Below are 12,742 nucleotides of genomic sequence, written 5' to 3' on the forward strand. Positions count from 1 at the left end.
AGCTGGGGCTGGGGTGGGGGCTGGGGTCGGGGCTGGTGCTGGTGCTGGGGTCGATGGTGAGCTCTACTCTCAGTCCGCAGGTCCTCGCGCGGTCCACAAGCATGGGGAGGCCTGCGAGCCCGATCGCCGCGCGTCCGTCCGCGAGCGCCAGCGAGAGCACAAGGGGCCGGAGCTCGTCGAGGGCGTCCGCGACGGTCCGGCGCAGGACGTCGACGTGCTGGGCCGCGAGGGCAGGTTCGGCGTCCCAGACGCGGCGCGCGGCGGTGGCCTGCAGGACGATGACGGTCATCATGTGCCCCGCCGCGTCGTGCATCTCCCTGGCGAGACGGGCCCGCTGCTCGGCCAGCGCGGCGCGGGCGTGCTCGCGATGCTCCTCACCCGCGGCGATCGCCGCCTGCGCGCGCGCGGCGAGCACCTCGGTCGCGTCGCGCAGCACCCATCCCGCGCCCCAGCAACCCACCAGCACGGCGAGCGCGCCGGCGGCCTCCGGGGCGGTGACGGTCCCGGCGCGGCTCACGACGCTGACGGCGATCCCGCCCGCGAGGCAGACGGCCAGGCCCGCGAACGCCCTCCCAAGCGGGCGGCTCGCCCCGGCCAGCAACGGCGACACGATGAGGACGGCCGACGGCGGGAGGCCGGCCAGCGGGTCGGGTGAGGCGGTCGCCCAGGTGTAGGCCGCGGCGAAGGCGGAGCACACGGCGGCCGAGGTCACGGGCCGCCGGCGGGCCCAGGCGAGCGGCACGGCGATGCCAGCCGCGAGGAGCGTGTGTGCGGCCCGTTGGGCGAGGCCGGGAGGGCCGCCGGCGAGTTCGGGCGCCACGAGCCCGGCGAGCACGCATCCGGCGAGGACGGCCAGCACCGCGTCCAGCCGGTACGGGCGGAGCACGGCCCAGCGGGTGAGCCGGACCTGTCCGACGTCGTCGGACAGGTCTGTGAGGGCGAGGGCCTGCCGCACCTGCGCGCGCAGCAGGGCGACCGGCTGGACGGGCTCCTTGCCGCCCTCGTCCCTTTCCCGCAGGCCGCCCACCAGAGCCCGCAGCCTGGTCAGCATGTCGCGGCCGAGGCTCTCCAGCGCGCGAACGTCGGCCAGTCCTTCGACGGCCGCGTGCCTCCTGGCGTCGTCCAGGCCGGCGAGCAGGACCGCCAGCGCGGCGAGGATGCCCTCGCGTTCCCGGGCGAGCTCGGCGGCTATCCGGTCGTCGCGGCCGGCGCGCAGCCGTTCACCGCCGGCGTCGAGACGGTGTGCCAGCCGCCGGCGGGCGCCCACGATCCCACCGACCGAGGCCGGCGCCACGACCAGCAGGACGATCAGGAACGCGTCCGCGGTCGCGTGCGCGTACCCCTGTGAAGGGGTCAGGTACTGCGCGGCCGCCACCGCGGCGGAGGCGAGAGCCATGCCGCCCACGAGCGACCAGGTCGCGGCGTGAGCGCCGAGCGAGTAGGCGGCCACCATCAGGGCGAGGAACACCGGGCCGGGGTTGCCGTGCGGGGCCGCGGCGGCCTCGACGAGCGCGACCGTCACCACGACGGCGACGGTGGTGAGGGGGCTTCGTCGGCGCCGGGCCAGGATGAGCAGGCCGAGCGCCGCGATCACGGCGCCGACGCGGCCGCTGAGCCCCTCCGGCCCGTCGAACGCCGCGACGACGGCCATCGCCGCCGCGATCGCGGCCCCCAGGAGCAGGTCGGCGTCCACGGAGGCGGGCGGGAACGCGGACAGCGCCGAGGCGAACCGCCCGCGAACCGCGCCGGACGGCGGTCCGGAGGGCGCGGAGATCGGCCTCGGGAACATGCTCATCGCCCGCACGATAGGCGACGCCGGTCCCGGGCGTCGTCCCACCCCGGTCGGATTTCCGGCTCGCACGACGGGCTGACCCGGATCTCCCCGCATGGCCGGACGACGGGGATGCCGTGCGCTCCTAGCGTCATGCGGGTCATCCCCCTACGACGAGGAGAGTTCGACGATGACCGCACAGACGCACGCCCCTGCCTCCGGCCCACGGCCGTATCTGCTGGCCCGGATCGGGCTCCTCACCGGCGCGGCGGCGGCCGCTGCGCTCGCCCTGCTGGATCTGTTCACGACCGTCCCCGAGCACGACCGGATCGTCGACGCCGCCGACTACGCGTTCACGGTGGACGGGTTCCCGCTGATCGGCGCCCTGCTGGTGTCGGTCGCGGCGATCCACTCGCTGCACGAGGGCCGGGACGGCAGGCTCGGCACGCTCGCCCTGATCCTGACGACGGCCGGCACGATCGGCTTCGTGCCGCCGCTCGTGGCGTCGCTGTTCAGCGCCGACGCCGAGTCGCTCGGCCCGCTTTACCTGCTGTCGATGCTCGTGTCGCTGGTCGGCGTGGTGCTGTTCGCCGTCGCGCTGCTGCTCGCCAAGGTGCTGCCGTGGTGGGCGGGCTTCTCGCTGGCCGTCGGCTGGGTGGTCGGCGGGCCGGTGGGCGAGGGCGGACCGCTGGGCTTCCGCGGCTCGGCTCTGCTGCTCGCCGCGGCCTACGTCGCGGTGTACGCCGCGGTCGCCGTGGTGGTGTCGCGACGCGTTCGGGAGCGTGCGGTGAGTCGCTGAAGTGCGGCGCCGGCTACGAGGTCGGGGACGGCTGCGGCGGGACCGGCGGAGCGGACGGGACCGGCGGGGCCGAGGGGGTCGCGCCGGGGCCGGGCATGTCGCAGCGGAAGCCCGTGGGGGTCCGCTGGCAGAACCGGGGAAGTCCGCCGTCGCGCTGCCCCGGCCCCCCTGGCATCCCCGGCATCCCCGGCATTCCCGGCCCGAAGCGGCGGCCGAACGGTGCGTCCTTCTGGCCGGGGCCCCGCTCCTCCCAGCTCACGCGGTAGTAGTGGTCGTGGGCGCGGTGCCACAGGGCGGTGCCGGCGGCCACGGCGCCGCCGCCCAGCAGGACGCCGATGAGCAGCCCGGCCAGGCCGACCGCGACGAACGGCCCTCGGCGGCCCGGCGGCGGCAGGGCGCGGGAGAGGGCAGTGGGGGGCTGCGCCGGCGGCGGGGCGCCCCATCCGGGCGCGTTCCACCCGGCGCCGCCCGGGCCGTAGGCGTAGCCGCCGCCCTGTCCAGGGCCGTAGGCGTGACCTGGGCCGCTTGCGCCGGGTCCGGTGGCGAAGCGCGCGTCGCCGGCTCCGGGTGCGCCCGCCGCTCCACCGGCCGGTGCCTGCGGATGAGCGGCCGATCCCGCTGCCGGCGCGGGGGCCGTGTAGGCCGCGGTGCCCGTCCCGTGCCCGTGCGGCTCATCGGCCGGTCCTGCGGCCTCGGCTGCGGCGTCCGGCGCGGGGGCCGTGTAGGCCGCGGTGCCCGTCCCGTGCCCGTGCGGCTCATCGGCCGGTCCTGCGGCCTCGGCTGCGGGGTCGGACCGGTGAGCGGTGGGCTCGGCGGCGGGGTCGTGGGGGGCGGCGGACGACGCCGGAGTCTCCGCAGGCCCCGGGCCGCGCGGCTCGTCCTCGGCGCCGCGCGGCCCTGCGTCGTGATCCGCCATCACAGATCTCCCTTTACCCCGATCCAGCGAAGCACCCCCGCCAGTAAGAATGCGCCGAGATCCGTAAGGACGGCGTAAACGGGGCCGAACCTGCGACCTGAGTCGTACGAGGGGATCCGCCGCAAGGCTGACCAGCGCTGAGCAGCCGATACGTATGGTTGTAGGCGTGTTCGGCAGACTGCGCGCCTGGGGTGCGCACCACAGCGCCCTGGTGGACGCGCTCACCGTGTCGCCGGTGGCGCTGATCTGCCTGCTGTCGGCGTCGGCGTTCTCCTCGCCGGGGTCGCCGGTGCACCTCGGCAGGACGGGCATCCTGCTGCTGTCGTTGGTGCTCCTGGTTCCCCTGCTGTGGCGGCGCCGGTATCCGCGCGAGGTGTTCGCGGTCGTCGCGCTGCTGTGCTTCGGGCAGTGGGTGGCCGACATCCAGATCGTGCCCGCCGATCTCGCCGTGCTGATCGCGATGTACGCCGTGGCCAGCCGCTGTGCGCCGCGCTGGGCGGTCGCGGCGGGGCTGGTCGCCGAGTTCGGGCTGCTGCTGGCCGTCGTGCGCTGGTGGGGGGACACGCTGCGGACGCTCCCGTCGTCGTCGGTGTTCGTCGTCGCGATCTGGATCGCCGGGATCTACGTCAGCACCCGCCGCAGGTACGTCGAGAGCCTGGTCGAGCGGGCGGAGCGGGCCGAGCGGGAGCGCGACCAGCAGGCGCGGATCGCGGCCTCGGCGGAGCGGGCCCGCATCGCGCGGGAGTTGCACGACGTCGTGGCGCACAACGTCAGCGTGATGGTGGTGCAGGCCGACGGGGCGGCGTACGCGATGGACACCGACCCGGACCAGACCCGCCGGGCGTTGCACGCGATCTCGGCGACGGGGCGGCAGGCGCTGGCGGAGATGCGGCGGCTCGTGGGGGTGCTGCGGCAGGACGCCGGGAGCCCGGCCGAGGAGTACGCCCCCCAGCCGGGGGTGGCGCAGCTCGCGGAGCTGGTGAAGCAGGTGACGGAGTCGGGGCTGCCGATCGAGTTCGCGGTGTCGGGGACGCCGCGCGACCTGCCGGAGGGCGAGCAGCTGGCGATCTACCGCATCGTGCAGGAGGCCCTGACGAACACGCTGAAGCACGGCGGGCCCGGCGCGCGGGCGCGGGTGGACGTGCGTTTCGCGGGCGGCCAGGTCGAGCTGCGGATCCGGGACGACGGCCGGGGCGCGGCCGCCCCCCGTCTCGAGGGGGGTCACGGGCTCATCGGCATGCGGGAGCGGGTCGCGATGTACGGCGGCGTGGTCGAGGCGGCACCCTCCCCGGGCGGCGGTTTCCAGGTGGTGGCGCGGATCCCGGTGGGCGTGGCCGCGTGAGCCGCCGTACGGTGTCGCGAGTGCGAGGAGACGGCGTGGCGGTGAGGTGGCGGTGAGGTGTCGGTGATCCGGGTCATGCTGGTCGACGACCAGGAGCTGGTGCGGACGGGGTTCCGGATGGTCCTGGGGGCGCAGCCGGACATCGAGGTCGTCGGCGAGGCGGCCGACGGCCGGGCGGCCGTCGAGACGCTGCGGACGCTGGAGGCCGACGTGGTGCTCATGGACGTCCGCATGCCCCGGATGGACGGCGTGGAGGCGGCCCGGCTCATCTGCGCGACGCCGGGCGGCCCGCGGGTCCTCATCCTGACGACGTTCGACCTGGACGAGTACGCCTTCGCGGCCATCAAGGCGGGGGCGTCGGGGTTCCTGCTCAAGGACGTGCCGCCGGCGGAGCTGGTGACGGCCATCCGGTCGGTGCATTCGGGGGACGCCGTGGTGGCCCCGAGCACGACGCGGCGGCTGCTCGACCGCTTCGCGGTGCTCCTGCCGGAGGGCGACGCGCGCACGCGGGACGCGGGGCTGCTGACGGCGCGCGAGCGGGAGGTGCTGTACCACGTGGCCCGGGGCCTGTCGAACGGCGAGATCGCGGCGCGGCTCCACCTCGCCGAGGCGACCGTGAAGACCCACCTCGGACGCATCCTGGCCAAGCTGGGGCTGCGCGACCGGGCCCAGGTGGTCGTGTACGCGTACGAGACGGGTGTCGTGACGCCCGATCGTCCTCACGGCTGACGCACGCGTACCTCAGAAGTCGCACACGGCCCGCCCCGCCCTCCGGGAGGGGCAGCCGAAGCCCGTCCGGCAGGCCGAGGAAACGCGGGGATCGCGCCCCTAGCGTGATCTCATGACCACAGCAACCGATGTCCGCACCGCAGTTGTCGCGCGAGGACTCACCAAGGTGTACGGCGAGGGCGACGCGGCGGTGCACGCCCTGCGCGGGATCGACGTCGGCTTCGCCTCCCAGGCGTTCACGGCCATCATGGGCCCGTCCGGGTCGGGCAAGTCGACGCTGATGCACTGCCTCGCGGGGCTCGACTCGGTGACGGGCGGCGAGGTCCGCATCGGCGACGTCGAGATCACCGGCCTCGGCGACAAGCAGCTCACGATGCTGCGGCGCGAGCGCGTCGGGTTCATCTTCCAGGCGTTCAACCTGTTGCCGACGCTCACGGCCGAGCAGAACATCCGGCTTCCGCTGGAGATCGCCGGGCGGCAGGCCGACCAGGCCCTGTTCGACCGGGTGATCGAGACGGTGGGCCTGCGCGACCGTCTCAGGCACCGGCCGAGCGAGCTGTCGGGCGGCCAGCAGCAGCGGGTGGCGGTGGCGCGGGCGCTCATCAGCAAGCCGCAGGTCATCTTCGCCGACGAGCCCACGGGCAACCTCGACTCCCGCAGCGGCGCCGAGGTGCTGTCGTTCCTCCGCCGTTCGGTGCGCGAGCTGGGCCAGACCATCGTGATGGTCACCCACGACCCGGTGGCCGCGTCGTACGCCGGCCGGGTGGTGTTCCTGCGGGACGGGCTGCTGGTGAGCGAGCTGGAGCGGCCGACGCCGCAGGGCGTCCTCGACACGCTCGTGGCGCTGGAGGCCTGAGCCGTGTTCAGGACCACTCTCGCCGGGCTCCTGGCGCACAAGCTGCGCCTGCTGCTGACCTCGCTGGCGATCACGCTGGGGGTCGGCTTCATCGCCGGGACGTTCGTGCTGACGGACACCCTGCAGGCGGGCTTCTCGCAGAAGTTCGCCGCGGACGCCGACAAGGTCGACGTCGTCGTCCTCGCGAAGGACGACGCGCTGCCGGAGAGCGTTCTGACGGCCGTACGGAAGGTGCCGGGGGTGCGGGACGCGCAGCCCGTCGTCGCCGGCGCCGCCGCCCTGATCGGCAGGGACGGCAAGGCCGTGGGCGACGTCCCCACCGCCGGCGTGTCGATCCCCGCGGGCCGGCTCACGGTGACGGCGGGCCGGGCGCCCGCCTCCGACGACGAGGCCGTGCTCGACCGGAACACGGCGAAGGCCCAGGGGTTCGCCGTGGGCGGCACGATCTCCGTGCTCGACCACGAGAACGCGCGGCACGAGTTCCGGCTCGTCGGGCTGTTCGACGTGGGCGTCGACCAGGACCTCGCGTACCGGGGCGCGGTGGACTTCACCGCCGCGGCCGCCCGCCGCATGACGGGCGAGAAGGGCTACCGGGAGATCGACGCGGTCACGGCGGGCCCGTCGCCCGAGCGGCTGCGCGACGCGGTCGCCACGGCCGTCGGGCCTGCGGCCGACGTGAAGACCGGCACGCAGCGGGCCGACCAGCTGGCCCAGCGGGCGGGGACCGACACCCGGTTCCTGACGGTGGGGCTGCTGCTGTTCGGCGTGGTGGCGCTGCTGGTGGCCGCCCTCGTCATCTACAACACGTTCAACATCCTGGTGGCCCAGCGGATGCGGGAGATGGCCCTGCTGCGCTGCATCGGGGCGACCAGGCGGCAGGTGTTCGGCTCGATCGTGCTGGAGTCGGCCGTCGTCGGGCTGATCTCGTCGGTCGCCGGGCTGCTCATCGGGCTCGGGCTCGGCGCGGCGGCCATCCTCGTCATCGGCCGGCTCGGCACCGACCTGCCGGGCGGGACCGCCCGTCTCACCCCTCAGACGATCGCCGTCGGGCTCGCCACGGGGATCCTCGTCACCGTGGGCGCGGCGCTGCTGCCGGCCCGTTCGGCGACCAGGGTGCCGCCGATCGCGGCGCTGCGCACCCAGGCCGAGGAGCACACGTTCCGCGCCGGCGTCGTCCGGGTCGTGTTCGCCGCCCTGTTCGGCCTCGCCGGAGCCGGGCTCACCGCGGCGGCCGTGCTCATGCCGCCGGGCGAGACCGGGCTCATGGTCGTCATGGCGGGCGGCGTGCTCGTGTTCTTCGCCGTACTGATCCTCGGCCCGGTGCTGGTCAGACCGCTGAGCGGCCTGGCGGGGTGGCTGCCGAGGCGGCTGTTCGGGGTGCCGGGACGCCTCGCCGTGGAGAACTCGCGCCGCAACCCCAAGCGCGCGGCCACCACGACGGTCGCGCTGACCATCGGCGTCACGCTGATGACGTTCATGTCCGTGCTGACCGCGACCGTCCGGGCGACGGTGGGCGACGAGCTGGACCGGCAGTTCCCGGCCGACTACCTGGTCGCCGCCCAGTCGGGCACGGTGCCGCGGTCGGTGGCGGACGCGCTGCGCGCCCGGCCGGAACTGGCGTCGGTGACGGAGTTCCGCGCGAAGGACGGCACGCTGAACGGCGGCGAGGACCAGATCGGGACCGTGACGCAGTCGTCGCTCGGCACGGCCGTCAAGCTGCAGGCGACCTCGGGCACCCTCGCCGGCTTCGGACACGGCCAGGCCGCCCTGAACGAGTCGACCGCCAAGAACCTCGGCGTCGGCGTCGGCGACACCGTCACGATCGGAGGGGGCAAGGGCGAGGCGAAGGCGCGGGTGGTGGCGGTGCTGTCGTCCGACCTGTCCCTGCTGCCCTCCGTGACCGTGCCGGAGGAGGACTTCCAGCGGTACTTCGGCGCCGTGGACGACGCGCAGATCCTCGTCGACCGCAAGGACGGCGTGCCGCCGGAGACCGCCCGCAAGGTGGTGGACGACGCCACCAGGGCCTACCCGGCGGTCAAGGTGGGCAGCACGACGGAGATCCGCGGCCAGTTCGAGGGCGCCTTCGACAGCATGCTGATGATCGTCACCGGGCTGCTCGGGCTCGCGATCGTCATCTCGCTGCTCGGCATCGCGAACACCCTGTCGCTGTCGGTCCACGAGCGGACCCGGGAGTCGGCGCTGTTGCGCGCCCTCGGGCTGACCCGGCCGCAGTTGCGCGGCATGCTGTCGGTCGAGGCGCTCGTGCTCGGGCTCGTCGGGGCGCTCGTCGGCGTCGTGCTCGGGACGGTGTACGGCTGGGCCGCCACGCAGACCCTCAGGGACGACATCAGCTTCCGGCTGCCCGTGACGCAGATCCTGCTGTTCATCGTCGCGTCGGCTCTGGCCGGCGTGCTGGCGGCCGTGCTGCCCGCCCGCAGGGCCGCCCGCGCCTCCATCGTGGGCTCGCTGGCGAGCGCCTGAGAAGGCGGGCTCCCGCTGGCAGACGGGACGGATGACGGGAGGGGTGGGCCGGCCGGCCCACCCCTCCCACGCGCCGGGGTCAGAGCCGCTGGCCCTGGCGGTCGATGACCACGGCGAACACCCCAGTCACGTCCTCGTACGGCGGTTCGAGGGCCATGTGCCCGCGCTGCGCGTCGATCCAGAGCACCTCGCCCCGGCAGTTGACGGCGTTCCAGGCGTGGCTGCCGCCGCCCGGCCATCGGGTGATGAGGACGGCGGCGGCGCCGTGCCCCCCGAAGATCAGCCGCTGCGCGATGGCCACGTAGGCGCGGCGGCCGTGCCCCACGTACTCGAAGCGCTGCCCCAGCCACTCCTCGGCCCGGGTCACCCCGCCCGTCTCCCCGGTCAGCAGCGGCCGTCCGTTCGGGTCGAACTCCGGCTGCCGCCGCGCCGCGACCACCGGCTCGCCGTGCCAGGTGGACATGACGGACAGGGCGCAGTCGACGGCGTTGTTCGACCTGAACGGGTCCTCCGACGGCCCCTCGGCGTTGATCAGCCTGATCCACGTGCCCCGGGGGTCGGGGAAGCGTCCGCTCACCGCCTGGACGAGGCTCTGCCGCGTCTCCGGGTCAGGCTGGGCGAGCCCGCCCGGCCTGCCGTACGGTCGGGTGTGCTCCAGCCTCGGCGGACGGGACGGCCGGTCGAGCCAGTCGCGCTCCGCCTCGTCGAAGGCGGTCGTCCACAGACCCTCGACCTGTGTGAACAGCTTCGCGGCCAGGGCGTCCGCCAGCGGGTCGCCGTTCAGGCCGGGCAGCGGCCGGGCCGTCAGCTCGGGGTGCGCCGATCTCGGCTCGGGCCGTGCCGGGTTCCCCAGCAGGTCGGCCATCAGGTCGCCCATGCGCCCGCCCGGGAGGCGGTCGGTGCCGGTCTCCGGCCCGTGAGGAACGGCCGTCCCTCCACCGGCCGGCCCGTCGGGGTTCGCGGCGTCCACGTCCTGCGTCGCGTCCTCGGCAGCCGCGTCGGCCGTGTCGTCGTAGGCCATGTCGTCGTAGGCCGTGTCGTCGTAGGCCGCCGCCATCGCCTCGGCCTTGAACGCGCGGACCGCGTCCGCCACCGGCGTGCGCCGCACGCTCTGGATCGGCTGATGGGCGACGCGGGCCGGCAGGTCGGGGTCCGCCGTGGGCGCCGGTCCGTGAGGCGGTGCCGCGTACCCGGGCTCCCGGTGGTCAGCGGCCAGGGGGTGCGGCAGCGGATCGGTCGGCGTCTCCGCCCGCACAGCGGTGCTCTCCCCCGCCTCCTCCGGCTGCCGCGCCCGGGCCGTACGGGGGGCCCGGGCAGGCCGACCTGGCCGGTCCACCACGTCCGGCTCGATCCCGTCCGGTTGCACCGCCTGGCGGGGCGGCACGGCGAGGCCGGAGAGCGGGAACTCGTCGGCGGGCCGCACGCTCTCCACAGGGTACGCCGCGTCGATCACCGCCTCCGCCTCGGATCGCCCGGCCTGCCAGACGGAGGCGGGAACGGCGACACCGGCGTCGTCACCGTCGCCGACCGGCGGGAGGGTGTCATACGCCGTGCCCTGCCCGTCGGCGGACTCGCCCAGAGCGTCAATGGGAACGCCCGACCCGGTCCGGTCGTGCTCGTCCGGGTCGCGCTCTTCGTCGCCGTCCGGAGCGCCCGCGTCCACGGCCCCGGGCCCTTCGACCGCGCCACCGCCGTCCGCGGCGACTGCGCCGAGACCGTCGAGACCGTCGAGACCGTCGAGACCGTCGAGACCGTCGAGACCGTCGAGACCAGCCTGGTCAGCTTCCGCCATCGGCGCGGGACCAGGCTGGCCACGACCGTCCGCGGCGTCACCCGTATGGCCATCTCCCGCGATCGGCGCGAAACCGGGCTCGCCGAAGCCGTCCGGGACGACTGCGTCGGGAACGTCGAGACCAGCCTGGTCAGCTTCCGCCATCGGCGCGGGATCGGGCTCGCCGTGGCCGTTCTCGACGTCGGCGCCGGGAGCGTCGAGACCGGCGTCCGCCATGCCGGGATCGCGGTGGCCCTCCGAGCTCTGCGACGGAACCGGCGCGGGCGTGGCGGCGTCCTGCCCGATCTCTTCGGCGCCGAGCGCGCCGGGCGCCGTGAGGTCCGGGAACGGCTCGGCCGGGGACGTCGTCTCGCCGGGCTCGCACCGCTCTCCGGGCTCTCCCGGCTCAAGCGCGTCTTGAAGCTCGCCGGCCGGAGACACGGGTAACCCGGCGGCCGCCGGAGCCTCTCCAGGGGCGCCCGGCTCCCCGTCCCCGGGCACCGCCGAAGTCTCCCCCGCGACCCGGTCCGTCTGCTCCACAGCGCCCGAAGCAGCGCGCTGCTCAGCGTCCGGCTCAGCGTTCGAGCGGTCAGCCGAGGCGTCGTGCGCGTCCCCGGCGGCGTTCCCCCCGACCGCCGCCGATGACGTGCCGTTCGCGCCGGTCACGCCGTTCCCCCGGCCGTTCGCGACGACGCCGCCCAAAGCTTGCGCGCCGTTCGTCAGGGCCGGGACGAGAAGCTCCATCCGCCTGTCCTCGAGCGACGGAGCCGGCGCCTCGGCGGCCTGCTCGTAGTCGCGCCACCGGCGGCCGTCCGCCGTCACGACGGGGTTGTACACGCCCGACGGCAACCGCCACCTGGCGTGCCGTCGGGCCCTTTCCTGGTTCACGCGCTGCGGCCCCCTCCCTCGCGCACATCAGGGTGCCGATGCTAGAGGCGGCCCGGCGGAGACGACGGCGGGTTTTTCCAACTCCAGACGTACGACCCCGCGGTTCGCCCGGAAATGGCCGTCGATGGGCGGTCAGCGAACCTGGACCACGATCGAGTGGTATCCGGTGGCTCCATCGGGGGCGGGCGGCGCCTCCACAGGGGTCTGGGTGTAGCCGGTCGCGTCCGTCGCCCGCACGGATATGGTGTGCCGGCCCTTCGGGAGGTCCTGCTGGATCGACCACTGCCGCCAGGTGTCCGGCCCGGGGACGTCCGCCAGCGTCGCCTGACGCCACGGCCCGCCGTCGACCTGCACCTCGACCGCCGCGACCCCCCGGTGCTGGGCCCAGGCGACGCCCGCGATCGTGGTACGGCCGCCCGAGACGTCGTCCCCGTCCCTGGGCACGTCGATCCTCGACTCGGTCTTGATCGGCCCCTTGGCCGACCAGCCGCGCGGGGTCCAGTAGGCCTCGTCGCTGTCGAACCGGGTGACCTTGATCTCGGTGACCCACTTGGTCGCGGAGACGTACCCGTACAGGCCGGGGACGACCTGGCGCACGGGGAATCCGTGGGCCGCCGGGAGCACCTCGCCGTTCATGGCGACGGCGAGCAGGGCGTCGCGGCCGTCCATGACGACGTCGACCGGGGTGCCGCAGGTCCAGCCGTCCTGGGAGACGCTGAGCAGCATGTCGGCGTCGCGGCGGATGCCGGCCTCGCGCAGCACGTCGGCCAGGCGGGCGCCGAGCCAGCGGGCGTTGCCGATGTACGGCCCGCCGACGTCGTTGGACACGCAGGTGAGGGTGACGTCGGCCTCGACGAGAGGCCGTTTGAGGAGCTCCGCGAAGGTCAGCTCGACGGGCCGGTCCACCAGGCCGTGGATCTTCAGCGTCCAGGCCGCCGGGTCGACCGAGGGCACGACGAGGGCCGTGTCCACGCGGTAGAAGTCGCTGTTGGGCGTGACGAACGGCGACAGGCCGGGTATCCGGAGGTCGGCACCCGCCGGGATGGGCCGGGCCGGGACCGCGGCGCGCGGCAGCGTCCGGGCGACGTCCCGGCGGGCCAGGTCGACGTCCCGGAAGCCGGACAGCAGCCGCCCGCCCAGCCCCGCAGCGCCGGCGACGCCGACGGTCACCGCCACGCCGGTGAGCAAA

The 12,742-nt window shown here is 74.9% G+C and carries 10 protein-coding genes; 6 read left to right on the plus strand and 4 right to left on the minus strand.

Going from position 1 to position 12,742, the window contains the following annotated elements; translation table 11 throughout:
* The coding region (locus tag MPTA5024_RS21280) for a histidine kinase dimerization/phosphoacceptor domain-containing protein (RefSeq protein ID WP_157099628.1) at positions 1-1,795 on the minus strand (1,795 nt) is incomplete at its 3' end.
* Positions 1,796-1,961: 166 nt separating this feature from the next.
* Between MPTA5024_RS21280 and MPTA5024_RS21285 the strand changes: the two genes are divergently transcribed.
* Positions 1,962-2,570 (plus strand): hypothetical protein, encoded by a 609-nt coding sequence (locus MPTA5024_RS21285; RefSeq protein ID WP_036327296.1) that lies wholly within the window; start codon positions 1,962-1,964, stop codon positions 2,568-2,570.
* Positions 2,571-2,583: 13 nt separating this feature from the next.
* Here MPTA5024_RS21285 and MPTA5024_RS42410 read toward each other — a convergent pair whose 3' ends face one another.
* Positions 2,584-3,486, minus strand: a complete 903-nt coding sequence (locus tag MPTA5024_RS42410; RefSeq protein ID WP_036327298.1) for a hypothetical protein — start codon at positions 3,484-3,486, stop codon at positions 2,584-2,586.
* 166 nt (positions 3,487-3,652) lie between these two features.
* Between MPTA5024_RS42410 and MPTA5024_RS21295 the strand changes: the two genes are divergently transcribed.
* From MPTA5024_RS21295 to MPTA5024_RS21310, 4 genes are all read left to right on the plus strand, one after another.
* Positions 3,653-4,828 carry a sensor histidine kinase gene (locus MPTA5024_RS21295; protein ID WP_036327300.1) on the plus strand — a complete coding sequence of 392 codons (1,176 nt, stop codon included), beginning with the start codon at positions 3,653-3,655 and terminating at the stop codon, positions 4,826-4,828.
* A gap of 63 nt (positions 4,829-4,891) precedes the next feature.
* The gene (locus MPTA5024_RS21300) at positions 4,892-5,557 is read left to right on the plus strand and encodes a response regulator transcription factor (RefSeq protein WP_232326635.1); all 666 of its coding nucleotides are present in this window, start codon (positions 4,892-4,894) and stop codon (positions 5,555-5,557) included.
* A 112-nt stretch (positions 5,558-5,669) separates the two neighbouring features.
* Positions 5,670-6,413 carry an ABC transporter ATP-binding protein gene (locus MPTA5024_RS21305; RefSeq protein WP_036327302.1) on the plus strand — a complete coding sequence of 248 codons (744 nt, stop codon included), beginning with the start codon at positions 5,670-5,672 and terminating at the stop codon, positions 6,411-6,413.
* Positions 6,414-6,416: 3 nt separating this feature from the next.
* Positions 6,417-8,894 carry an ABC transporter permease gene (locus tag MPTA5024_RS21310; RefSeq protein WP_036327305.1) on the plus strand — a complete coding sequence of 826 codons (2,478 nt, stop codon included), beginning with the start codon at positions 6,417-6,419 and terminating at the stop codon, positions 8,892-8,894.
* Between the two features lie 79 nt (positions 8,895-8,973).
* Here MPTA5024_RS21310 and MPTA5024_RS43685 read toward each other — a convergent pair whose 3' ends face one another.
* Positions 8,974-10,557 (minus strand): toxin glutamine deamidase domain-containing protein, encoded by a 1,584-nt coding sequence (locus MPTA5024_RS43685; protein ID WP_232326585.1) that lies wholly within the window; start codon positions 10,555-10,557, stop codon positions 8,974-8,976.
* Between MPTA5024_RS43685 and MPTA5024_RS42415 the strand changes: the two genes are divergently transcribed.
* Entirely contained in the window at positions 10,507-11,112 is a 606-nt protein-coding gene (locus MPTA5024_RS42415) for a hypothetical protein (RefSeq protein WP_198167316.1), read from the plus strand. The genes MPTA5024_RS43685 and MPTA5024_RS42415 overlap by 51 nt on opposite strands.
* 573 nt (positions 11,113-11,685) lie before the next feature.
* Here the strand turns inward: MPTA5024_RS42415 and MPTA5024_RS21320 are convergent.
* A partial coding sequence (locus MPTA5024_RS21320; protein ID WP_157099629.1) for a molybdopterin-dependent oxidoreductase occupies positions 11,686-12,742 on the minus strand: 1,057 nt, incomplete at its 5' end.

Source organism: Microbispora sp. ATCC PTA-5024 (assembly GCF_000511135.2).
GTDB lineage: Bacteria > Actinomycetota > Actinomycetes > Streptosporangiales > Streptosporangiaceae > Microbispora > Microbispora corallina.

Excerpts from the sequence above, each read along its gene's own strand:
- MPTA5024_RS21285 (WP_036327296.1), top strand. The coding sequence starts at position 1,962 with ATGACCGCACAGACGCACGCCCCTGCCTCCGGCCCACGGCCGTATCTG.
- MPTA5024_RS42410 (WP_036327298.1), bottom strand. The coding sequence starts at position 3,486 with ATGGCGGATCACGACGCAGGGCCGCGCGGCGCCGAGGACGAGCCGCGC.
- MPTA5024_RS21305 (WP_036327302.1), top strand. The coding sequence starts at position 5,670 with ATGACCACAGCAACCGATGTCCGCACCGCAGTTGTCGCGCGAGGACTC.